The following is a 24518-nucleotide window of genomic DNA, read 5'->3' on the forward strand; positions in this document are numbered from 1 at the left end:
TAAAAGCGTTAATTAATTGAGATTTAAGTTGTTATGGGCTTTATCGGCTCCTCTCCAGTTTCGACTTTGCCTTCCTTATTAGCCTTTTCCTTTCGTTTTAAGATTCTATCGAGGAAATTATTTACAGATACATACATTACCGGGATGATTACCAGTGTCAGGAATGTGGCAAAAGCCAGCCCGAAAATAATGGCAGTACCCATAGGCTGCCAGAAAGCTGTGTTCATTCCACCTGTTACTATCTTAAATGAGCTCCAATCGAAATCATATCCGGTTGTAAGGGGTACAAGGCCAAGTATTGTAGTTGCTGCTGTAAGCAGAACCGGGCGCAACCTTATCTTTCCGGATTGTATTGTTGATTCGATCCTATCCATACCTCTTCTTTCAAGTTCTTTCTGAAAATCGAGCAATACTATTGCATTTCTAACAACAATTCCCGCCAGAGATATAATGCCTATACCCGTCATTACAATGCCAAAAGGCTGTCTTGTTATAAGTAATCCTATAAGAACTCCAATCAAAGAAAGTACAACAGAGAACATGATAATAAGTGTTGAGCTGAAATTATTGAACTCTATCACAAGGAAAAAGAACACCAGTAATATTGCCATTATAAAAGCTTTCGAAAGAAAAGCCTGTGATTCCTGCTGGTCTTGATTTGCCCCGGAATATTTAATGTCATATCCGCGAGGTAGATTCATTTTAGACAGTTTTTGCTGTACATCTTTGAGAACTCCATCAGCATTAAATCCGGTGCCAACGTTTGCCGAAATAGTTACAACCCTCTTTAAATCTTTTCTTTTGATTGAGCCAATTCCAGCAGTAAAGCTAATATCCGCAACTGAAGAAATAGGGATCAATACATTATCTTTATTTGCAACATAAAGATTTGCGAGGTCCTGAACATTATTCCTCTGTGAAGAATCAAGCCGGACTGTTATATCATAATCATTATTACCTACTCTATAGGTACTGGCATCGTTACCGCTTACAGCAGTATTGACAGTGACAGCTATTGTTCTTGTATTCAGTTTGTACAGTGATGCTTTTTCTCTATCTACAGTAAAGTGTATTTCTGGAGTCTCCCTGTCCAGGTTATCATCGAGGTCAGTCAATCCCGGAATATCCTTTATTTCTCTTTCAATTTTATCAGTGTATTCCGTCAGTATATCATAATCGTCACCATATAAATCTATGCTAACCGGTGGTCCTGTTGGCGGTCCCGCCTGTTGCTGGCTTAGAAGAACTTCTGCCGTCGTAAGTCCGGTAACGGCCTTCCGGATCTGCTCAACTGTTTCCAGTGTATTTTCATTCCTGTCTTCCATGTCGTAGAAGTTTACTGCGATAGTGCTCTTGTCAGGCTGGTTAAAGCCTCCTCCACTCTGGAAGTTAGTATTTATCTCCTGTCCTACAGTAGTAACGTAATATTCGATATCGCCGAATTGCGGCAAAACTTTTTCTATTTTTTCAGTAACCTCATTAGTCTTCTCAATTGCGGTTCCTGAAGGCATCGACACATTTATGTAAACAGAAGGAGGCTCTACCTCCGGAAAAAATTCAAGGCCTGTATTGAAAATTCCATACACCACAAAGATGAAGAGGAGGAATACGAAAACAGCTGCAATTGTTGACTTCCTTCTTCCCATTAGCCATCTTAAAAATATTTCATATTTTTCGATCATTCGCTCAAAATTTCTATCAAACCATTTATGATAGCGAACGAAGATATTGAATTTTGAGGATTTCGCCATTTTTGCTTTCTCTACTTTTACATTGATGATCCAGCTTGAAAATGCAGGGCTGATAACCAACGCAACAAAAAGAGAAGCAAATAGACAAGTAATAATTGTTATCGGGAGGTAAACCATAAACTCACCCACGATTCCCGGGAAGAACAGGAGAGGGAAAAATGACGATATTATTGTTAAAGTTGCGATAAATACCGGTATCTGGACTTCTCTGGGACCTTCTACAGCTGCTTCAGCAGGCAGTAAACCCTCCTTATCCTGCAGGCGGTATATATTTTCGTTTACTACAACCGCATCATCCACGATTATTCCAAGCACAAGGATCAATGAGAATAGAACAACAATATTAAGTGTTATATCAGTCAGACCAAGAATAGCAAACGCGATCATAAATGAGACAGGAATAGCGCTTGCAACAACCAGAGAGTTTCTAAATCCCATAGCTGAGAAGAGAACAAATACAACCAGCAAGAATCCCGTGATAATACCATTTTGAAGTTCCTTTACTGTATCTCTTATGTTCGTAGATTGATCTCCGGTGTAACTAACAGTCAGTCCTTCCGGAAGGTCTTTGGCTTCAACAAGTGCTTTTGTTTTTTCAATAATCTCAATTATGTTTTCGCCGCCTCTTTTCTTAATAGTAAGAGTCACAGCTTCTTTTCCATTCTCCCTGGAATATGTGTCCCTATCTTCAAAGCCATATTCTACATTCGCGACATCTCGTATGAAAATCGGGTCGCCGTTAGGTTTGGTTACGATTATGTTTTCAATGAGAGTAGGGTCAGTATATTCACCCGGAACTTTTACAGTAAAGTCTTTTTGTTCAATATTTACATTTCCACCGGGGACATTAATGTTCTCATTTTGAATAGCAGTAATAATATCTCCGAAAGCGACATTGTAATACGACATTTTATTCGCATCACAATTTATCTTTACTTCGCGTTCCAAACCCCCACTGACGTCCGCACTAAGGACACCATCGATACCTTCGATGTCGTCGGAAAGATCGTCTGCAATTGATTTAAGCTCAGCCAAGCCAAAATTACCCGTAAGGTTTACATATAGGATCGGAAGCTCCGAGAGATTGACTTCAGAGACCTGAGGTTGGTCGCAATCGGAGGGTAAATCCGTTTGCGCTATAGAAACCTGATCTCTTACTTTCTGGAGTGCATCGTCTATCTGTACATTGGTATTGAACTCTACAATGATAGATGAAAAGCTTTCCAGTGAAGTTGATGTAATAGTCTTAACACCTTCAACTCCTTTCAACTGATTTTCGATTTCCTGTGTCACCAACTGTTCCATATCGGTTGGAGACGCTCCGGCGTATGTAGTGGATATGAAAATATATGGAATGGTAATTGACGGTGAGGACTCTCTGGGTATAGTCATGTAAGATGCAGTCCCGACCAAAACAATTATCGCGAAAAGGATATAAATTACCGGTTTATGTTTTACAGCTATTTCAGATATTGTCATTGCTGTTTCTTTGCAGATTCTAAAATGTTACTCAATTACTTTGATTTCATCACCATCGGCAAGTGATTGATAGCCTTCATATATCAGGTGATCACCAGGCTTAAGACCGCTTATAACCTGCACATCGTTGCCATTTGAACCTCCCAGGGTTATTTCTCGTTTCTTAGCAATTCCATTTTCATTTACGAAAATATATTTTGCATCACCATAATCAATAATTTGACCCTGGTTAAGCACTATTGCATTTGGAACTCTCTTTGTAGTAACTTCAACATTAACGCTCATCTGAGGCTTGAATTTCTGATCGGGATTTTCCAGAACGACCTCAACATCAAACGTGCGATTAGTTTCATTTATCGTAGGTGAGACATAGTCGACTGTACCATTAAATTCTTCACCGGGGAATACGCCGAAAGTGAGTTTAACGGTGGATCCGCGTGAAATATCTGTCATGTACCTTTCAGGTACACCGACAGAAACCTTTACTCTTGAAACATTTACTATCTCAACTATCGGGTTTCCCGGTGATCCCATTTCACCGAGATTCATATTTTTCGCACTTACTATACCGTTTATGGGACTTCTAACGACAGTAAGGGGCAGTTTTGAACGAGCCAGATCAACTGTTGTTTCTGCAATATCGAGATTGAGTTTGGCGTTTGTGAATTGTTGTTCGGTTGCTACTCCATTTTCGTAAAGTCGTTGAGTTCTTTCATACTCGCTAAGAGCAAGATTGTAATTTGCAACTGCTTGTTGATAGGAAGCATAATCCAATGATTGGTTTATGCGGGCAATTACCTGACCTCTTCTAACCCTGTCTCCTTTATCGACACCTAAGTAAACTATCTTTCCTCCTTGTTCAGGCGATAAAGCTGCCGACTCGTAGGGGATTAGGACACCAACTATACTGTAACTTTCAATAAACTCCTGCGTCGTTATAATTGTGTCCTTTACAAACGGTATATTTTTCTGTACTTCCTCCTGCTTATCATCGCCACATGAAGTTAGGGTAAAGATCAGAGCTATTATCAATAACTTTGAAAGATCTTTAAATAAAAACTTGTTTGTAATATTCATTTTTATTTGGCTAATAGTTCCTCTAATTGTGATTTTGCGATCAAGTAATCGTATATTGCCTGCAGGTAATTCAATTTTGTCTGGCTTAACGTTAGCTCACTATTCAAAACATCTATCTGTGTTGCTACTCCGTCTATAAAGCTGTAATTGGCCAGCTGAAGACTTCTCTCGGCAAGTTTTACATTTTCTTTTTGAGTAATAATTCTTTGCTTGGCATCATCCATATTTAAAATTACACTTACTGCTTGTGTCCTTAATTTTCTTTTAGTGTCCTGAAGTGTTTCCAATGTCTGTCTTGCCTGGATCTCTTTGATCTGGACCTCATATGAATTTCTGAATAAATTCAGGTCCCAGGATAAGCTTATTCCTCCGCTAAGGGAATTGAAAAATTGATAATCTCCAATTCTGGTATTGTCATTTTCACTCGAGGTCAGCTCATATAGTCCAAACACTGCAAGTTCCGGAAGATATGATTTTTCCTGTACTGATATCAGCTCCTGGTTGATCTTGTTAGATATTTGGAGCTGTCTTACAGCGACGTTGTTCATTACTATGTTATTTATAAGGCTGTCAGTACTTCCGTAAACCTCAGTGCTGTCATAGATAAGATTCCCAACAACGTCTATTGACTGAGTTCCATCCATCCCGATCAGTTGTTGCAGATTTAGTTTACTGACTTTAAGATTTGTTTCAGCTGCATCAATTGAAGGAGCTATATTCTCCATGTTTACTTTTGCCCTCAAAAAATCAAATTCCGTTGCAATACCGCCATTGTATTGTGCCTCGACTACTTTATAGTTATCACTGGCATTTTGCATAGCTTCCATATTCACTTCCAGTACTTCTTTGGAAAAAAGCACGTTATAATATGCTGCAGTTACCTGTTGAATTACATTACTGCTTACAGAATTCAAATTTTCTTCGTTAAGCTTCTCGTAATATTCTGCTATTCTGATTCCCTGAAATACCGGAGTTCCTAGCACAGGAATAGGTTCAGCAAGTGTGATCTTGTTTGAAATGGAATTATCACTTCCAAATTCAATATTTTCACCAAAAATGTTGATGACCGGCTTTAGAAAAGTTCTGGTATAGCTCGAAGTGAGCTTTAATGTAGGAAGTAAATTCTCTGAATATGCTTGAGATACTTGCGTTTGCGCAATCAGCAGGTCGAGTTTTGCATTCGCCAGGTCGGTGTTATTATCCTGAGCTAATGAAATAGCTTCTTTGAGTGTAATTACCTTTTGGGCATATGACTCTATTGTAAAAGTAACCAAGAGAAGTATTAAAACGATAGGAGCCTGTAATTTTTTCATCAAATAAATGTAAAATTTTTACGTGTCAAATTTATAGTACTCTCTGACCGTTTGTTCTAAATTAATTTTGTTTAGGGCGAATTGCTGTCTTCCTTTTTTGGTGAGAATTCCATTAAGTAGTAATTGCATACCATGATTCACAGCATCATTAACAGAGATGTCATTTTCGTATAGGAATTTATAATTAATCATGGATCTCATGCTTGAATTGTACGTTGAAACAATTACACATGTTGGGATTTCTTTATCTACGAGTCCTTCATTTTTTCCCTCATCAATGAGCTCGGATAATACCTGGTAGATTCTATTTGTCCTAAACTCATCAATCTTTTGCCATAGTCTTGGTGCGTGTATTTGCAAATCAGTAAACCATTTATCACTGCACTTAAGAACTTTACTATTGTAGATATTAATAATCTTAGTGAACTTAACAACTACACTTTCCTTTGAAGATAAAATAGAATCTATGTGATCTTTAGATTCACTCATTAACCAACCCGCGACAGCCTCCAGCAAGATCTCTTTGGATTGGAAATATTTATAAATTGTTTTCTTGCTCATCTGAAGATCGCGCGCAATCTCATCCATACTGGTTTTATAAAATCCCTCCGCATGAAATTTGCTAATTGCGTAATTCAGAATTCGATTTCTTTCTTGATCTATTTGGGGTGCTTCTACTTCGCTCACTTGGACTTGGGAAACTATATTGGTTTTTTCAGTTTCCAAGTTAGTGAGAAAAACTTATACTATCAAGTTATATTTTGCAGGACTTAGGTATTCTAAAACGTTTGATTTGTACCGGGAGAGGGACTTGAACCCCCGACCTACGGATTATGATTCCGACGCTCTAACCAGCTGAGCTACCCCGGCAGATTCCCATTACATGGAAACAACAAACTTACTATTTTAGCAGATTTTATTCAATGTAAAATTCATAGGTAAACCAAAGGTGCCCGTTGCATGACCGCAGGTCATAGTCCGGCTCCGCCTGACCAGCACTGCCGTAAGCAGTGCGCAACGGGCACCCTACTTTCATGGGAACAAATTGCCCTTAAACACTTTATATAAATTGATTAATGAGCCTAATTTATTTAATTTAAAACAAAACTCTAATTTAGGATTCACAGGTGCATTTAAGGATTTTGTTGATATTTTTATTTATTTCTTCATTTTTGGGACCTCTTCAGGCGCAAAATGACGACTGGTGGCAGGATAAGAAATACCGGGATGAAAAGGTAAGAATTAAGTATTTCCTATGCAAAAAAGCTTTCGAGGATATATTAAAGGGACTTAATAACAGGAATATAAACTTCATTAACCTCTACTTCGATACTGAAGTATATTTGAATATTATTAGTAAAGACAGGGGATATTACAGCTCAGATCAGGCTGAATTAATAATTCTGGATTATCTCGATTATTTTAAACCATATGCTTTCAGTTACTCGATGTCCCACAGAAAAACGAAATACGCATTTGCATTAGGATCGTGTAATTATAATGTTGGAATGGGTAAACGAAAGCTCAAAGTATCAGTCTCGTTGAAATATAAGGGCAAGAAATGGTTGATTGATCAGGTTAATATAAATTAGGAGCTTGTCACGGCGTGAGAATCTTTAATATGCAAAAAATAGAATCTCTCTTTGACAGCCGGGCTAAGATCCTTGTAATAATTTCGGTTGCCATTATTGGATGGATTTTGCTAATTGATGTGGCGTCCGATTTTATGGAAAACCGGCTCGACAATGATTGGCAGGATATTTATAAAGAAAAGACAGATTTAGAGATACAAACGGTATCCTCCCTCTTCACTTCATATCAGCAAACCCTCGAATCTATATCCGACAACATCACCTGGAATAAGTCTTTAAGGCAAAGCTTAACGAGAAACGAGACTAAAAAAGTTTTCGAAGAGATAGAAAATCTAAATATAGGATCTTCGTATAATGTAGAGGTTTACAATTCGAGATTGGAACTAGTTGCTTATGAAGGGCGTCAGCTTAGACCCGATTATGTTATACTGCAAAAGGCACTTAAAGGACAAAAACTTTCTGTTGTCAAAGAAGTTGGTTTCTATACATATCTTATTGTATATAGTCCTGTACGTGAACCTGATGAAGGAAGGGTAGTAGGGGTTGTGCTTACGGCGGCTTTAGTTGATATACAGTATCAGATACGAAACCGTTTTTTCCAGAGGTCGGGACTAACCAGTGATATTGAAGAAAAGCTCAATGTGCAGGTAGAAGTCATACCCGCAAATACAATTACAGGGTACCTTTTTGTTGATTCTCTCAGTATGCAGGAAAATTCGGAAGTGGATCTTTACGGAGTGCAAAAAACACTCATAGGGAAGATTCTGATCCCAAAATATGACAAGATAACCCACTCTAGAGAATTAGCGGTTACAGCAGAAAGAATATCATCCGGGCTGATATTTGTTTTATCCATAATAATGATTTTCCTCTTCATCCGGTTTCTCGATTTTACTGCTTCAGGATTGACAAAACTTATTCTCTTCGCTCTATTCTTGATTTTGATTAGGTATTTGTGGCTCCAGTTTGGTTTTCCATCAAGCACTTTTGACAGCGAGATATTTTCTCCTGATTATTATGCCTCCAAGTTTGGTTTTGGAATTGTTAAATCAATCGGTGAATTAATTGTTACTTCGTTATTGTTGCTTGTATATTCTGTTTATGCAGTTTCTATAGCATATAATAATTACAAAACTACTCTTAAAGAGATTACTGATAGTAAAGAAAAATTACGATGGGTTTCCTTCATTTTAAAATTTATCTTATTATTAGTTTCTTTTTTCGCTCTCTTCAAGATCTTTGGCGCAGTTATTCAGAGTATTATATTCGATTCAAATTTGAAATTCCTTGATAATAGCAGGATCATTCCTAGTCTTGAATTATTTTCATTACAGCTTGTATTACTTATACTGTCATTCAGTTTCTATGTACTAACTATTTCCATAATTCTGCATCTCATTTTTCGGGTAAATGGTATCCTAGCCGGTAAAAGATTTTCACATTTTATACCTTTTGTGTATCTCTGTATCTTTCTTGTTGTAAATCAAATTCTTGAGACATTTGAGTTTGACTTCGGAGTATCCTATTGGTACAGAGTTGCCATCATTATACTTGTCTTTGCCTTCGGATACTATGTTACCAGGATGTCGCAGAAAGATATAACTTATAGTTTCTACAGTCTAAAAAATTTGTCATTCATACTCCTGCTATGTATCATAACCATTCCGATTATAACTCTCGATAATATAACCTCGCAGGAGACTAAGTTTGTAGAGATTTTGGGTGATAAACTGTCTGAGAATCAGGAAGAGCGAATTAATTTTACCCTTAATTCAGAGTTGGTTACTCTATCCGAGAATAGAGAGATTGAGGATAATATAAGGGATAAGAATAAACTTCCGAGACTGGCATTTTATCTTTGGGCTGACAGTAAGCTCAATACTGAAAACTTTAATTCAACCGTGATTGTACTTGATACCAATAAAGATGTTGTAAGTGATTTTAATATTAATGAGTCAAAACTAAATACTGACTCGGTTCTTTCTTTTTTAAAAATAAATTTCTTCGATAAGGGATATATTGTCCGTCCCGGCGAGATTATGCATTATGAGAAGCAGTCACTTGACAGTCTGTCTACGGAGAATGAGGGAGAATTTGAAGAAGAGGAAGAATATTCAAAAGATGAAGGAAATGAACCTTTTATTTATGATAATATTGCTGTTTTAAAAGATGATCTAAGTAAGTTCTTCGTCGGAATAGTTCCGATCCAAAAACTTGATCTCAGAAATACCCGATTTGCAAGAGTGATCGGTTATCTGGTTATCGGAATTAGCTACGAATCCAGGAATTTCCTTCTTCAATCATCGCTGGATATATTCAAAAGTTATACAAAGGATAATCTCCTCGACAAGCTAATCTCAAGACCTGTATTCACAGAGTATATAAATGGTAAGGTTGCGAGTACTACTAATAAGGACCTTGCGGTCAGCGGACTTAGTTCTCTTAATATTTTCAAGGAATACATAAAGAACAGCGAGAATAATTCTGAATGGCGTATCGAGAATTTTAATAATGAAAAATACAGATCCTATTATATAATGGCTGAGACGGGTAATAATGAAGAAGGTATATATGAAAGGATATATTCAATTAGTTTGAAGAGGGATGATTTACGTGTTACAGTATTCTATTACCTAAAGTTTATCATATTTTCTGTGTTTGTTTATGTAGTTCTTTATCTTGGGTTTGGTATTTACTACATAGTTAAACATAGAAGATTCTGGCTCAATTTCCGCGAGAAGCTTTTCTTTTCATTTTTCCTTGTCTCGGTTATCCCTATAATCCTGCTGGCGATCTACACAAGAGGATTTATAATTAGTAAGAATGATTCCAACTTACAAAATCAAATTATATCCGATCTGAACATTCTCTCGGAGAGCCTCAAAGGGAAACAAATAATCGATGAAACTGTGTCAGATCCGGATAGTCTGCGTTTATTGCAGCGCGATTTCTTAAAGGGCAATCTGTCCAGGACCGATAAGAATTTTAATTTATACATTAAGAATAAATTGATATCGACGACTAATGAGGAGCTTTATAAGTCCGATTTGCTTGATACTCGAGTTGATGCTGAGGCAAATTATAATATTAATTTCCTTAATAAAGACCTCTTTCTGAAAACTCAGAACCAGGGTACGATCTCGTATCTTGTTGCTTATAAACCATACAAAGATCCAAAGAATAATATTGTTGGAATTATATCATCACAGCTTGTTTATAAGCAAAGTGAAATAAATGAAGAATTAACTGAGACTCTTACGTTTATATTTGGTATATATTTTATTGTAATAATTATTTCACTCATACTTGTGAGCTTCCTGACAGATAGAATTTCAAAACCTATTCTAGAATTGCAAAAGGCAACTGAGAAGCTTTCCAGAGGGCAAAGCGGTATACAATTGAAAATATCGTCCAAAGACGAGTTGCAGGGACTTGTTGTTTCTTTTAATAAGATGACTAAAGAATTGGAACGTTCCAAGCGGGAGCTCAAAAAGGCTGAAAGGGAAGCCGCATGGCGTGATATAGCCCGAAGAGTTGCGCATGAGATCAAAAATCCGCTTACACCGATGAAGTTATCTATCCAGCATTTGGTTAATGTTTACAAAGACAACGGTAAAAGTGAATTTCCAGTGGTTTTGGAAAAAACAAAAATGCTTATCATTAACGAGATTGATAAGTTAAATAGAATAGCTACCGAGTTTTCAAATTTCGCAAAGCTTCCGAGAAGAAATTATCAGCCTCTCGACTTAAACAAAATTATGATGGAAGTAATATCATTATATAAAAATCATCCAAATATTAAGTTTAATACCGAATTAGATCAGCATATTCCAAAGGTTCTCGCGGATAGGGAAGAAATGAATAGAGTATTCCAGAATATAATAAAGAATTCCGTGCAGGCAATAGAGGGTGATGGAATGATTAGTGTAGTTTCATATTTAAAGAAGAATCATATTTATTTTGAAATAGAGGATAATGGTATTGGTATGGACAAAAACGTTTTGGAAAATCTTTTTGAACCTAATTTTTCTACAAAGTCATCAGGTATGGGCTTGGGGTTGGCTATTTCAAAGAAATCCATAGATGATATGAAAGCAAAGATTTCTTATGAAAGCAGTCCCGGCTCAGGAACAAAAGTTATTCTGCGTTTCAATATTTACAAACAATAATCTATAAGTTTGCATAAACGTAATATAATCCCAGCAATATTAATTATCCTTTCTTCATTGCTTTATTCATGTGCAAATGAATTACCTCCTCCGGGAGGTGATGAGGACACCACTCCTCCGGTTGTAATAAATATCTCTCCCAAGCCTAATTCGGTTAATTTTTCGGGTAACTCTATAAGAATTGAGTTTGATGAGTATATTGACAGGAGGAGTTTTCAAGATGCATTATTTATTTCTCCAAAACCTAAATCGGATATCGAGATTAACTATGGTGGTAAGGACGTAGAAATTGTTTTTACTGACGGTCTGGAGGCGAATAAGACCTATACTGTTTATATTGGAAAAGAGTTAAAGGATGTACGAAGGGGAAATAAGCTTAATGAACCCATACAGTTTGCATTTTCCACAGGACCCGTTATTGATAAAGGAAAATTATTCGGGAAAGTTTATTCTGAAGAATACGCTGGTGTAGTAATATTAGCTTATAAATTGCATGGCTCTGACGAACCGGATCCGAAAACACAGATCGCGGACTTCATTTCGCAAGTTAATACCAATGGGGAATATTCATTTCTGAATCTGCCGGACGGTAAATATCGACTTTTTGCTTTGAAGGATGATGACAGGAATCTTCTGTTTAATGGCGAATTTGATGACATATATATGACTTCAGCTGATTATGTCGTAAGCGACCTAGATGAGGTGAAAGGCGTGGATTTCCTTATGGAAGAGTTCGCTCCTGAAATCGGGAGCGCAGATTTCCTCAGTTTGCTTACACCAGACACCGCAAAGTATATTTATACATCTATTTCTAGCAGTAAAAGTGAAATACCGCCCGATTACACATTTTATTTTTATTTACCGAACAACAAGCTTACTCGGAGCGAAATAACCGGTAGTGTATTAGTAAAAGACACCGCTTCGGGAGAGATCTACAAACCTGTCTTTAATTGGTTGAATGATTCACTTTTCGAGATGTTCTTTGTAGATAAATTTCGTTTTGGTTCTACTGTGCAGATAGACTTCGATCTGGAGAATACTTCTTTAAAATACTTTTATAGATTGGTATTCAAAATATTAGATCAGAGTTCGATAGGAAAGGTGAACGGGAATGTTAAAGGTGTGCCTGAGGCGGGGAATCAGGTCGTTGTTAGACTGTATAACAATAATAATAAATTTATTAATTATTTTACCAGAGTGAACGGTAATGCCAATTTTAATTTCCCATCTGTTGCCGAGGGCATATATACGATGTTCGCATTTATAGATAAAGATGATGATGGAAGATACTTTGGAGGAGAATTAAAACCATTTAAACCTGCGGAAAGATTTATAGTTTATTCTACTGATCTTAAGGTGAGGGGTACGTGGAGTGTAGATAATGTCTTCTTAACCTTTTAGCTTTATCCGTGATTTTAGTGTATAGCACAGATTATACATAATAAGTTCCTTATTTATATTCATATCTATCTCACGAATCGCATTTTCTATTGATAATACAACTTCATAGTAATCAAATGCGAATTTAGAATTGAATTTCTTTATACGGTCTAACTTATCCATATTCACTATAAATTTTTCATTTGAATTTCTTTCCAGTGACAGATCTCTAAACCATAATAGCATTATTGCCAGGAAGTTTTTAAACAATTCCTTATCTTTAATAGCTGTTACTGAGCTGATCTCATCGGAAAGCTCCAGAGTCTTCCCTGCCAGAAGAGACAATAACACTGATAATACTTTTTCTCTCAGCTCCAGTGTATTGTTTTCTAATATGGAGTTGCAAACCGATATACTTCCTTCCGATAGATTTGCATACAGAAGTGCTTCCTCTTCAGAAACGTCGTTATAAGTTTCTACTATGTATTTTACAATCTCATTGGGTGGAATATCGTCAAACTTAATACACTGACACCTGCCTATTATAGTTGGAGGCAAAGAATTTAAACGTGAAGTTGTGAGTATTAGTAATGAATTTCTTGGCGGTTCCTCAAGGATCTTTAATAGAGCATTAGCGCTTTGCGGGCTCATTTTATCCGCTTCGGAAAATATATATATTTTTTTCTTCCCTTCTCTGCCTGTTAGGTAGATATTCTTCTTTACATAACGGATACTGTTTATTCTTATATTATTTGCTCTGGGGATGGATATCTTATAGTATGGGTCTGCTGATTTCTTGCCTATTTCCTCCCTGTACAGATCGAAATCTTTTGGGTCTAGACTAAGTAATGGGTCTTCATTTTCATCTGAATCATTGCCTGAAGGAAGAGCAGTTATAAAATTAATGCTCTCAGTCCGGAACATATTGGTGTCGGGGGATTCATTGTTTACTAATCGGGCAAACTCTATAGCGGCTGCATCCTTGCCGGTGCCTTCCTTTCCATAAAAAATATAAGCATGAGCCAGCCTTTCGCTCTTATGAATACTCGTAAGGATCCTTTTTACACGTTCCTGCCCAACAATGTTTTCGAACATACCTTATTAATTAAAATGTATTGCCAATTCCGAATTGTATAGTATACTTGTCATTAAGATTAGCCCCGGTCTGCCATATCCAATTTGTTACACCGACATGACCCGGATTAGGATCATACAGCTTAAGTCCAAGATCGAGCCTTATTGCTCCTATTATCGTATAATACCTGATTCCAAATCCGGTCGACATTGCTATCTGATCGAGTCTGAAATCACTTACATTTTCCCACACATTCCCATAATCAAGAAAACAAACAAATCCAAGATCCTTTATTATGGTATTTGATGAGTTAATAAATGGTCGAAATCTTTGCTCAAACATACCATCGATAGAAAAGTTACCACCTTCAGATTGACTTGTAACAAACCCTAATGTCTGAGCTCGCCAGCCCCGGTTATTTATTCCTCCGCCCGCTGTAAATTTAAGGTCTTCTGGCGCGTAAGGTATAATCAGGTTAGCCTCAGTTTCAGTTGTATCAATCACAATATCATTATCACCAGTTTCAAATATTACACCAAGGTTAAATTTAACACCAAGAACTGACTTGGATCGCACATCATCTGAAAAGTTAAAAAATATTTTATTCGAAACTGTATTTTTTACAAATTTGAAAACATTAATGCTAAGGATATTTTGAAGTAATTGACCTAGCAATCCTCCCTCTTGAGCAGTAAAAGTTTGATTGAATCCTTTGGTTGGAAATACAGGGTCGTCTATTCCGTAGTGAATTGCTGATACTGCTAAGGAAGATAAAAAACTGTTAATTTTAAGTTTATAGGTTGTGTTTGTTGTATCTGTAAAATCAACTCTTATATGATCACTTAAGATGTCTGATGAAAAGATTAATTTATTAATGTAAGTAAATGAGGGGAGGTCATAGGAAACGCTTGCCTTAGCTGATATTTCATATCCTCCTGCGCTGTCTATGTTTAGAAAGGTAAGTCCAAGTCTTAAGTTCCCTGCTAGATTTGGATTTCCAAAGAGATACGATTCGGAAACCTGTACAATGTTTTCAATCCGGTTATAGCGAATGTCATGTACCAAACCTCTTACTGAAGCATTAAAGACACGGCTTCCATGGAGGAAGAATCTGTCATAAAAGCTTAGACCCAAACCACCGTAGAACCGGTTTTCTATTTCGTAACCGACAATTTCCGGGGTAAGTTCATATTTGTTCCTAATACTTACGTTTAGTACAAGATCGACTATGCCGCTTGTAGAGTCAGTAGTTGAGTCAAAATTAAACGTACTGGATTCTATTATTGCATTGGAGAGTATCTTTTTTGTAGTAGACTCTACTTTTCTTTTCGAATATATCTCTCCTTCTTTGAAATCAAAGTTTCGTCTTATATAATCGGGTGTTATCCCGTAACGGTTGCCTGTTAACTTTATATTTGTTTTACCGAAGCGAGATAATGTTCCGGTCGAGAAATATATCCTGATATCGACCGTATTTTTCAGATTTGGATTGGTTGAAAATATATTAATTACCTTTACTTCATTTTTTTTTGCGAATGCATATCCGTTGTTTTGCAGGAGTGTGAGTATTCTTGCTATCTCTAGATTTATATCAGCCCGCGAATAGGATTTTCCCGGAGATATTAGCATCTGGCGCTTTCCTAGTCCGGGAATATATATAGAATCCGTTAAATTTTGAGGTAGTGAATCCAGCCCTTCGTATAAGATCTCATTATAATGGCTTTGCTCATTTTCTATTATGGTATATACTATTACTACCTCGTGATCTTCAGTATTATAGTTAAGAGCCGAATCGACAATGGCATTGAAATATCCGTTATCGAAATAAAACTTTTTTAGAGTTATCATATCATTGATAACCGTATTAATATTTAGATCTGTCCCGGATGATGCAGAGATAATTGCATCTAATTGTTCGGATTTAAAGGACTGGGTTTTAAGAAATGAAAATTTAACGTCAGATACTTCCCAGGGTTGAGTCTCTTCGGGTGGTTCATCCTGAGCAAATGAAATGCCGCAAATAATGAAATTTAAAAAAAGTAATTTAATAAGTAAAAGCGGCTTCATTCTTCGGTTATTAACATTTTACTGCAAATTTATAAAAAATAAGACCCAATAGAGATATACTATTGAGTCTCGATAATTTTATTTTGCTAAAGAATTAGAAATCCTTGCTTTCCTCGTCGTAAAAAAAGTCCTCATCGGTAGGATAATCAAGCCAGATTTCCTCTATACTTTCATATGGTTCATCTGAATCTTCGAGCTCCATAAGGTTTTCTATAACTTCTTTTGGAGCACCTGTTCTAACCGCATAATCAATTAACTCATCTCTATTAGCAGGCCATGGCGCATCGTCCAAAAATGATGCCAGTTCCAACGTCCAAACCATTTAGTTTTTCCTCCTCAGGAAATAAATTTAATGTTTTTCTCTTTTTAAAAACAACAATATAAAATAAGTTCCCTTATTTGTCAATCTTTTAATCTTGGGTCTAATGCGTCTCTTAAACCTTCTCCAATCAGATTATATGAAACTACTGCAATAAATATCATTAAACCGGGAAATATCGCGAGCCACCATGCATTGGTAGATACCCTTCCCTCATTTACTAGGGAGCCCCAGGTTACCGTTGTTGCACTGACACCTACTCCAAGAAAGCTAAGTCCTGCTTCTAGGATAATTGCACCCGCTATAGCAAATGCCCCTGATACAAGTACCGGTGCAATTGAATTTGGGAGAACGTGTCTAAAGATTATGCGTCCGTTTGGCAGTCCAACAGAGTTTGCTGCCAGTATATATTCCATATTACGAACTTTCAATATCTCTCCTCGGATTAGTCTTGCCTCAGTTGTCCATGTTGTGAAACCTATGGCAAGCATTACAAACCATATACTTGAACCATATATCGCTACTATTACTATTATTAAGAAAAAGGTAGGGAAGTTCAGCATTATTTCAATAAACCTTGAGATTATAAGATCTACTTTCCCACCGTAATATCCTGCAAATGAACCTAGGATCACACCGATCAAAACAGCAATTCCCGCAGCCACGAAACCTACCGAGAGTGAAATTCTTGAACCGTGTATCAATCCAGCAAGTAGATCCCTGCCTATTGCATCAGTTCCAAGGTAGTGGTCACCACCCGGACTGAGAAGCCTTGTAGTAAGGTTTATCTCGTTAGGTCCATAAGGTACCGGCGCCCATACCACGGATTCAAGCTTACCAGCATCGTCCAGTTCTTTCCAGTCAATGTTGTAAAGATCTGGAGGTTCCCATTTTGATAGCCCTAGATCGACCATATAATCCTTGAATACAGGGAGATAGGTCTCACCTTTGTAAACAACGTACAAAGGTTTTTCATACGCAAGAAAATCGGCGAATATAGCTACAAGGACCAAAAAGAATACAAGGTAAACGGATGCTACGGCGAGTTTATTCTTTTTAAATTGCTTTTTGACAAGCTGTGTATAGGAATCACCCGATTGCTCTTGTTTATGAAATTCCTCTTTCTTCTTTGCAAGCGCTTCTTTTTCGGAAGCTGGAATAATTGTGTTTTCTTCTGTTCCTATATTATTTATATCCGGCATTTGTAGTTTTGCTTTATGAGGTTTTCTTACTAAATGCAATTCTAGGATCGACGACAGCATAAAGAATGTCGGCAATTAGCACTCCTATTACTGTCAAAACCGATACAATTGCCAGTAGTGCCATTATCAGGGGATAATCCCTGTCATAGATTGCCTGGATTCCAAGCTGTCCAATGCCTGGAATGGAAAAGATAGTTTCAATAATAAAACTGCCGCCTACCATGGCAGGTAAAATACCTGCGAGAATGGTAAGTATTGGGATCAATGAATTCCTAAGAGCGTGTTTGTAAACCACTTTCCTGTCCGAAAGTCCTTTTGCCTTTGCCGTTCTTATATAATCTTGTCTTATTACCTCAAGCATTGAACTTCTCATTTGTTTAGAAAGAAAGGCAAAGCTTCCCAGGCTTAGGATTGTGACGGGGAGAATGAAATGCCAAATCCTGTCCCATATCTGTCCGAATGTGCTCATGTAGTTATAGGTGAGCGACTGTATACCAGAGGTCGGAAATATTTTTATGTATTCTGAGTTTGCCAGGAATACGATTGCAAGTGTTGCTACCCAAAAATTTGGAAGCGAATAAAGAATAAATAATATAACCGTCGAAGCTTTGTCCCAGAATGAATTTTGTTTTACGGCGCTGAATATTCCGATCGGGATTGCTATCGAATAAATAAGTATAAATGAACTCAGTTGAAGTGCGATTGAAATAGGTAATCGCTCTACTATCTTATCTAATACCGGTCTGTCATCTTTAAATGACTTGCCAAAATCGCCCGTCATCATATTTCCCATCCAGATGAAATATTGCATTGGGAGAGGCTTATCAAGGCCAAATTTCTCTTTGTAAAATTTCTTTGCTTGTTCGTTTATTACATTCTTATTGTTGGCAGACATACCTTCCTGGGTATTACCGCCAACCTTCATCTCCACAGGGTCACCCGGTGCAAGACGGCATATCAAAAATGTTATTATAGTAATTACTATAAAAGTTGGGATAAATAATAGGACTCTTTTTAAAACATATGTACCCATTCTAGGAGTTTATTTGAAAATTATAGAATTACTCTTTATATTTTTGATCTGCAGAACTCGTCCACCATTCGTTACTTCTATTCGGATATGAGTGAGCGTACCATCTGGTATTTCTGTACCTTTCGCTTGTTGCATACTTTCCCACTGGTGACCAGAGAAATGTATAAGGCTGATCTTCGTAAATGATTTCTTGCCATTTCATTATCAGATCTTTCCTTTTTACAGGATCAAATTCAACCCTTATCTGCTCGATTATCTTATCGCTTTCTGGATTGTTATAGGATATGTAATTGCTTCCTTCATCATTTGCCTGAGATGAGTGAAATATCTGGTAAGGATCGGATGGGCCGTCTCCGAGAACCCATCCTCCATATGTTGCATCATATTGATGTTTTGACTGCTTATCGAGAAATACCGACCATTCGTAATCCTGAATGTCAGCCTCTATACCAGCTTTTTTAAGCGCATCTATTACTACCAGCAATACCTGCTTTCTTTGAGCGTTCTGATTGTTCATAAAGGTAAATTTAAAATCTACCCTCTTTCCGTCGATCATTTTGTCCAGGATGCCGTCACCATTAGTATCCTCCCAACCAGCTTCTTTGAGAAGTTGCTTTGCCTTTTCTAGATCATAGTCTATTGGCGTGAGGTTTTTATTTAGATCATCACTTTTATAATATATGTGAGATTGGATAGGAACAGCCAGCCCGTATAATAGTTTGTCGATAATAGCTTGTCTGTCGATGAGATGTCCAAGGGCAAGACGTACTTTTTTATCTGAAAATAAAGGACTTTTTTCGTTCCATGCAAGATATGCATATGTTGGTCTTCCGACAAGACTCTTTCTTAGCCCATACTGTTCAGGTGTTTTAAGTCCTTCAACAAAATCTTCTACCTTAAAAATATTCATATTATCTATTTCACCATTTTTCAGAGCTGTCAAAGCTGCTGTGGGATCTTGTATAGTTTTGAATATTAGTTTATTGGGGTATTGAGGTATGTTTTCCTTATCCCAATAGTTTTCGTTTCTCACTAAAGTAATTGACTGTCCTGTAACCCAGCTTTCGAGTTTGTAAGGACCGGTGCCAACTACATATTTTGGGTCACGTGATACTTCTTGTGAATTTATGAAATCCGCAAAATTCTGCATATCGGCAAATTTCTTTGGGTCTGGATTTGTTGAGGCTTGTTCCAGATCCTCAAAGGTAAACTTATCAGCAAGTCCGTCTTTATTTAGAAGATGCTTTGGTACTGCCTTTAAATCTGTAAATGAGTAATCAGTCTTGAAGTAAGGTTTAGCCATAGTAAACCTTATTTTATATGGATTGCCGTCAACAAGTTCAGCCTTTTTCATATCAATATAGTAGTTCCTTAATGCTTGGGCATCGGTAAAGGGATTCTTAATTATTTTAAGACTGAAAATAATATCTTCACCCGTCATCGGATGGCCATCGGAAAATTTAACATTTTCCTTAAGATCGAATGTGTAGATTAACTTATCTTCGCTAACTTCAGGGAGCGTCTTTGCGAGCACGGGATATAGCTCATAGGTCTCCCTGTTCACATCCAGAAGTCCATCGAAAATGTAATTATCGATTTCCGTTGCGGTTGCATCGTTTGAAACCAGTGGGTTCAGCTTTTCTGCGTCAGCAAGCTCCTGCTGTATGACCCAGTCACCCGAAACAGCCCCATCGATATCAGGAGGCATAAGGGGTGTCTCAATATTATTGGTTTCAGTATTTTTACTTTCTTCATTTTTTTGTCTTCCGCAAGAAGAAAACATGAAAGTTAGGGCGAGTGCAAAAATAGCTAATACCAAAAATTTCTTTTTCATGACAAATCCTTGATTTTATTTATGGTTTATTTTTATTCAAAATCGTGCTCGAAGTATTCTATATTTCTTTCGAGTATTTTTCCCAAATTGTTGCTTTCTTCAGTATTTGATTTTATTTTATCGGAAAGCCTTCTTTGTAATTCCTTTGCGGGATCATACCCGTAATGCTTACACAGATAGTTTAACGCAATGACCTCAGCAATTACTGTTATATTCTTTCCTGGGAATATAGGGAGTTTAATAAGTTCTACCTCTATGTCCAGTATATTCGTCAGAATAGCATTCAGTCCGGTCCTTTCATACTCTTTAGATGGATCCCAAAGATCGAGTTCGATTATCACTTCAACTCTCTTTTGGAATCGGATAGATCTTATGCCGAACATAGATTTTACATCGACTATTCCAAGTCCCCGTATTTCCATAAAGTGCTTAACAAGTGACGTACCAGAGCCTATTAAAATGCTTTCCTGCTTTTTGGAAACAATGATTACATCATCTGCTACCAGCCGGTGCCCTCTCTCTATCAGATCAAGAGCAACTTCACTTTTACCTATTCCAGATTTACCGACTATAAGCACACCAACACCATACACATCGACAAATGAACCGTGTATGACTGCCTGCGGTGAAAACTGATCATCTAGAAAATCACTAATAAAGTACGCTATTTTTGTTGTAGGGTGTGGTGTCCTGAATACAGGGATATCTCTTTCCTCTGCCATTATGAGCAGGTCTTCCGGAATAGGATTGTCATTAGTAATTATTATACAGGGAATATCGTAAGAAAAATATTTCTTTAGTACATCTAGCCTATTAGCTTCGGGAAGATCCTCGATAAATTTTATTTCAGTATTTCCAAATACTTGAACTTTTCTAAATGTAAAAACTCCGTAATATTGAGCCAGAGCAAGACCGGGTCTGTGGATATCTTTTTCTACTATAAGTTTTTCAGGATTGATTTCCTTTGACGTAACTTTCTCTATCTTAAACCTGTCTTTGCACTCATTGTAAAAGAAATCTACACTTATTGAATCTTTCTTTATCTCCTTAAGATTCTTAAATCTGTCGCTCAATTAACTATTAGTTAAATTGTTTTATAAACGTCTTTATCCGAATACTTTTCGGTTTTATGTTTATCTTTGTATTTGTGTACCTGGGTCTCTATCTTTTCTACTGCCATATCTACGGATTTATTAAAGTCATCTGAATCCTCTTTTGCAGTTAGGGTTTTGTCCCTTAGCTTTAGTATGATTTCACACCTTTGGACGCTGTTCGCTGAATCCTCAAAAGATAATATCACATCTGCATGAAGGATTGCTTCATCATACTTTGATAGATCCTCTAATTTTCCCTTAACGTATTCCTGAAGTGTGTCGTTTGCCTTGAAATGGCGTGAAGTGATGTTGATTTTCATTAGAACGGGTTTTATTAGCAATTAACAAGATTTTAACTATACATTTTTGCGAATATGCAAAACTCTCTATACAAAATCAATCAATAAATTTGCAAAAGAGTTCACTAATTCATTACTAATTTTACAATTAATTAACAAATTTCAGAAAGAACTTAAATATACTTCATAATTTATTAAAATTAGTTAACTTAAAGCACTTTTACAATGAATGGATACGAACCGTATAAGCATTGAATTTTCAAGCTCTGTATATCTTGTTATTTTAATATCGACGCTAATTTGGTGTCTGATGATAGTTCTTGCTCCATTATTTGCACAAATGGGTGGTGCGTATCGTAATATTTCTGGGTTTGTTTATTGGTTCTATTCTCCCGTTTGTCATCAGGACGATGCAAGATCTTTTTTCATTTTTGGTAATAAGCTTGCGGTTTGTTCGAGGTGTTCTTCGTTGTACTTTTCTTTTCTTTTGGGAATAGTCATATACCCATTTGTTAAAAAAGTATCAGATGTTACCTTGCCGTCGGTTTGGTTCCTTCTCGGAGCCGCCGCCCTTATGTTTGCCGACGCAATGCTTGACATTTTTGGTATCCTTAAAAATACGCATTTAACTAGATCGATAACCGGAGTTATACTGGGATTTGTTCTCGTTTTTTATCTCGTCCCGGGATTTATTAATTTTTTTCACGAGATATATTCTTTTGTGAAATTTAATATGAAAAACAAAGCCAGGAATGAACACCAGCCCCAATAAATTAAAACCTGTACTGATAGCCGCCGGCTTGATGACATTTGTTTCCATTACCCCAATTGTTAGTCTTATTAATGCAGCATGCTGTGCGGGGATAATATTAGGAGCCTTTGTCGGTACATATATTTATTACAAGGACCTTTCGAGAGTTGGCATGGTCATCAATTACAAAGATGGTGTGATGATTGGGATCCTTGCCGGGATTATAACTGCTATTATATATACTGGTGTTATCTTACTCTATCAGTTGTTTTCTTCGGGGAATATGTTTACCGAAATGGCTAATGATCTAGAAAAATTGGGATTCCCGCTTAGTCCGGAGTTTTATAAGGTTATCGACCATTTCAGCGATGAAACAAATAAATATGGATTTTCACCAACTATGACGATTTTTTCATTGGTGCTTTATCTGGTTCTTTATCCCTTGTTCGGTTCACTTGGAGGGTTGCTAGCCGTAACAATATTTAAAAAGAAACAACAGCCTTTAAACAATGATGTTATCGGTTGAGAAAACAAATAAGGCAGACGCCTGGAAGATCAGGCTGATTGTTTTAAGTGTTATTTTAGTTGGACTAGTTGCCGTTAAGATTACTCCGATCGAAGCAGCAATAAACCTTATTGATGGAAATAATATATTTCATCGGATACCAAATACATGTACGATTCAAAAAGTCTTTGGAATACCTTGCCCTCTGTGTGGTATGTCGAGAGGATTTGCTGAGATCTCGCATTTTAACTTTCTTGGCGGTATCTATTATAATCCGTTTTCGGTCATTTTTTATCCGTTATCTTTTATATTTATAACTGCTATTTTTATTCTAAGCCTCTTTAACTACAAATTTAAAATAACAAAACCCAGAACTTTTGGGTGGGGTATTTTTGTTTTATTTATTGTAGTCTGGACTGTTAATATTATCTGGGGGCACCATTCATAAAAATAATTATAAGGTAATATAGTATTAATGTTTGAGTATTCTGGTTCTATTCATATGCACTCCCGTTTCTCAGACGGTTCTGGAACAGTTGAGGAGATTGTGAATGCCGCTAACGAAGTGGATCTTGATTTCATAATCCTTACAGATCACAATACAATGAAAGCTAAGGAAGAGGGTTATGAAAAGTGGCATAATAATACATTGCTCATAGTTGGATATGAGGTAAATGACAGAAAGAACAGGAATCATTATGTAGCGTTAGGCACTGATACAGTTAAAGGCTCTTTTGAAAAATTACCTGATGGCGATACAGGCAGTGTTAAAACAGCGTCGGAATATGTTCGCGATGTTAAGGAAGCCGGGGGATTTGGATTTATTGCTCATCCTTTTGAAAAAAGGGAAAAATTTCCCAGCCATCCGCCTTACCCCTGGACGGATTGGGATTGTGACGAGTATGACGGTATTGAGATATGGAACCATATGAGCGAATGGACGGAAGGCTTAACGGATGAAAACAAATTTAATCGCTTTCTTCACCCTCTTAAATCCATCGTTGCTCCGGAAGAAACTGCTGTTAAGCTTTGGGATGAAAAAAACATGGAACGTAAAGTGGTGGCTATAGGAAGTATTGATGCCCATGCTTTTAAACAAAATGTCATGGGATTCGAATTTGAGATATTTCCATATAAGATATTGTTTAAGTCTATTCGTACACATGTTTTTGTTGATCAGGAGCTAAAAAGAGGTGATAACGAAAGCATGGTGGAAAGTAAAACTGCTATTCTGGACGCTCTCAGAGAAGGAAGAAGTTTCATCGCCAACTATTATCACGGCGATGCAAAGGGATTCAGATTTATTGCTGAGTATGACGGAAAGATTTATAATATGGGTGATGAGATCTTGTTTGATAAGAAGGGCGGGAAGAAGATCACATTCAAAACTTACGTTCCGCAGAAGGCAAAAATAAAGTTTATTAAAAATGGTAAGGTTGTAGATGAATTGACGGATTTTAATTCGATTTGGGATTCTGACGAGGAAGGGAATTACAGGCTTGAAGTGTGGGTAAACGGGAAAGCCTGGATATTTTCAAACCATATTAAAGTGAAGGCGGTATAAACCTTGAAAATTGT

The 24518-nt window shown here is 36.9% G+C and carries 19 protein-coding genes and 1 tRNA gene; 7 read left to right on the plus strand and 13 right to left on the minus strand.

Annotated elements, in window-relative coordinates:
• Positions 1-23 precede the first annotated feature (23 nt).
• The 5 genes from H6614_03165 to H6614_03185 all read right to left on the minus strand — a co-directional run bounded on the left by H6614_03165 (position 24) and on the right by H6614_03185 (position 6490).
• Complete coding sequence (locus tag H6614_03165) at positions 24-3230, minus strand: efflux RND transporter permease subunit (protein ID MCB9242649.1); 3207 nt, start codon at positions 3228-3230, stop codon at positions 24-26.
• 27 nt (positions 3231-3257) lie between these two features.
• Positions 3258-4307, minus strand: a complete 1050-nt coding sequence (locus tag H6614_03170; GenBank protein MCB9242650.1) for an efflux RND transporter periplasmic adaptor subunit — start codon at positions 4305-4307, stop codon at positions 3258-3260.
• A gap of 2 nt (positions 4308-4309) precedes the next feature.
• Entirely contained in the window at positions 4310-5620 is a 1311-nt protein-coding gene (locus H6614_03175) for a TolC family protein (GenBank protein ID MCB9242651.1), read from the minus strand.
• A gap of 18 nt (positions 5621-5638) precedes the next feature.
• A complete protein-coding gene (locus H6614_03180; GenBank protein ID MCB9242652.1) occupies positions 5639-6307 on the minus strand; it encodes a TetR/AcrR family transcriptional regulator in 669 nt (222 codons plus the stop codon).
• Between the two features lie 109 nt (positions 6308-6416).
• Positions 6417-6490, minus strand: a tRNA-Met gene (locus tag H6614_03185).
• A gap of 272 nt (positions 6491-6762) precedes the next feature.
• Between H6614_03185 and H6614_03190 the strand changes: the two genes are divergently transcribed.
• The 3 genes from H6614_03190 to H6614_03200 are packed head-to-tail and all read left to right on the plus strand — an operon-like array spanning position 6763 to position 12782.
• Positions 6763-7212 (plus strand): DUF4783 domain-containing protein, encoded by a 450-nt coding sequence (locus H6614_03190; protein MCB9242653.1) that lies wholly within the window; start codon positions 6763-6765, stop codon positions 7210-7212.
• A 29-nt stretch (positions 7213-7241) separates the two neighbouring features.
• The gene (locus tag H6614_03195) at positions 7242-11381 is read left to right on the plus strand and encodes a HAMP domain-containing protein (protein MCB9242654.1); all 4140 of its coding nucleotides are present in this window, start codon (positions 7242-7244) and stop codon (positions 11379-11381) included.
• A gap of 9 nt (positions 11382-11390) precedes the next feature.
• Positions 11391-12782, plus strand: coding sequence for an Ig-like domain-containing protein (locus H6614_03200; protein MCB9242655.1), 1392 nt, complete (start codon positions 11391-11393; stop codon positions 12780-12782).
• On the opposite strand, the gene H6614_03205 is transcribed toward H6614_03200, so the two are convergent.
• The 8 genes from H6614_03205 to raiA all read right to left on the minus strand — a co-directional run bounded on the left by H6614_03205 (position 12771) and on the right by raiA (position 21705).
• Complete coding sequence (locus tag H6614_03205) at positions 12771-13856, minus strand: AAA family ATPase (protein ID MCB9242656.1); 1086 nt, start codon at positions 13854-13856, stop codon at positions 12771-12773. The two genes, H6614_03200 and H6614_03205, sit on opposite strands and share 12 nt — an antisense overlap.
• 10 nt (positions 13857-13866) lie before the next feature.
• A complete protein-coding gene (locus H6614_03210; protein ID MCB9242657.1) occupies positions 13867-15903 on the minus strand; it encodes a BamA/TamA family outer membrane protein in 2037 nt (678 codons plus the stop codon).
• Between the two features lie 94 nt (positions 15904-15997).
• Positions 15998-16225: a DUF2795 domain-containing protein gene (locus tag H6614_03215; GenBank protein ID MCB9242658.1), complete on the minus strand. Its 228-nt coding sequence runs from the start codon at positions 16223-16225 to the stop codon at positions 15998-16000.
• 80 nt (positions 16226-16305) lie between these two features.
• The gene (locus H6614_03220) at positions 16306-17424 is read right to left on the minus strand and encodes an ABC transporter permease (protein ID MCB9242659.1); all 1119 of its coding nucleotides are present in this window, start codon (positions 17422-17424) and stop codon (positions 16306-16308) included.
• A gap of 13 nt (positions 17425-17437) precedes the next feature.
• A complete protein-coding gene (locus H6614_03225; GenBank protein MCB9242660.1) occupies positions 17438-18457 on the minus strand; it encodes an ABC transporter permease in 1020 nt (339 codons plus the stop codon).
• Positions 18458-18485: 28 nt separating this feature from the next.
• Positions 18486-20291: a hypothetical protein gene (locus H6614_03230; GenBank protein ID MCB9242661.1), complete on the minus strand. Its 1806-nt coding sequence runs from the start codon at positions 20289-20291 to the stop codon at positions 18486-18488.
• A gap of 32 nt (positions 20292-20323) precedes the next feature.
• Complete coding sequence (locus H6614_03235; protein MCB9242662.1) at positions 20324-21364, minus strand: HPr kinase/phosphorylase; 1041 nt, start codon at positions 21362-21364, stop codon at positions 20324-20326.
• A gap of 11 nt (positions 21365-21375) precedes the next feature.
• The gene (raiA, locus tag H6614_03240) at positions 21376-21705 is read right to left on the minus strand and encodes a ribosome-associated translation inhibitor RaiA (GenBank protein ID MCB9242663.1); all 330 of its coding nucleotides are present in this window, start codon (positions 21703-21705) and stop codon (positions 21376-21378) included.
• A gap of 208 nt (positions 21706-21913) precedes the next feature.
• Between raiA and H6614_03245 the strand changes: the two genes are divergently transcribed.
• From H6614_03245 to H6614_03260, 4 genes are read left to right on the plus strand one after another with little or no spacing between them, the layout of a single operon-like run.
• Complete coding sequence (locus H6614_03245; GenBank protein MCB9242664.1) at positions 21914-22456, plus strand: DUF2085 domain-containing protein; 543 nt, start codon at positions 21914-21916, stop codon at positions 22454-22456.
• Positions 22437-22961 carry a hypothetical protein gene (locus H6614_03250; GenBank protein ID MCB9242665.1) on the plus strand — a complete coding sequence of 175 codons (525 nt, stop codon included), beginning with the start codon at positions 22437-22439 and terminating at the stop codon, positions 22959-22961. Before H6614_03245 ends, H6614_03250 begins: the two co-directional genes overlap by 20 nt.
• Positions 22945-23388, plus strand: coding sequence for a DUF2752 domain-containing protein (locus H6614_03255; protein ID MCB9242666.1), 444 nt, complete (start codon positions 22945-22947; stop codon positions 23386-23388). Before H6614_03250 ends, H6614_03255 begins: the two co-directional genes overlap by 17 nt.
• A gap of 27 nt (positions 23389-23415) precedes the next feature.
• Entirely contained in the window at positions 23416-24504 is a 1089-nt protein-coding gene (locus H6614_03260) for a PHP domain-containing protein (GenBank protein ID MCB9242667.1), read from the plus strand.
• The last annotated feature ends 14 nt before the right edge of the window (positions 24505-24518 follow it).

The organism is Ignavibacteriales bacterium (genome assembly GCA_020635255.1).
Lineage (GTDB): Bacteria > Bacteroidota > Ignavibacteria > Tepidaquicellales > Tepidaquicellaceae > JAEYVS01.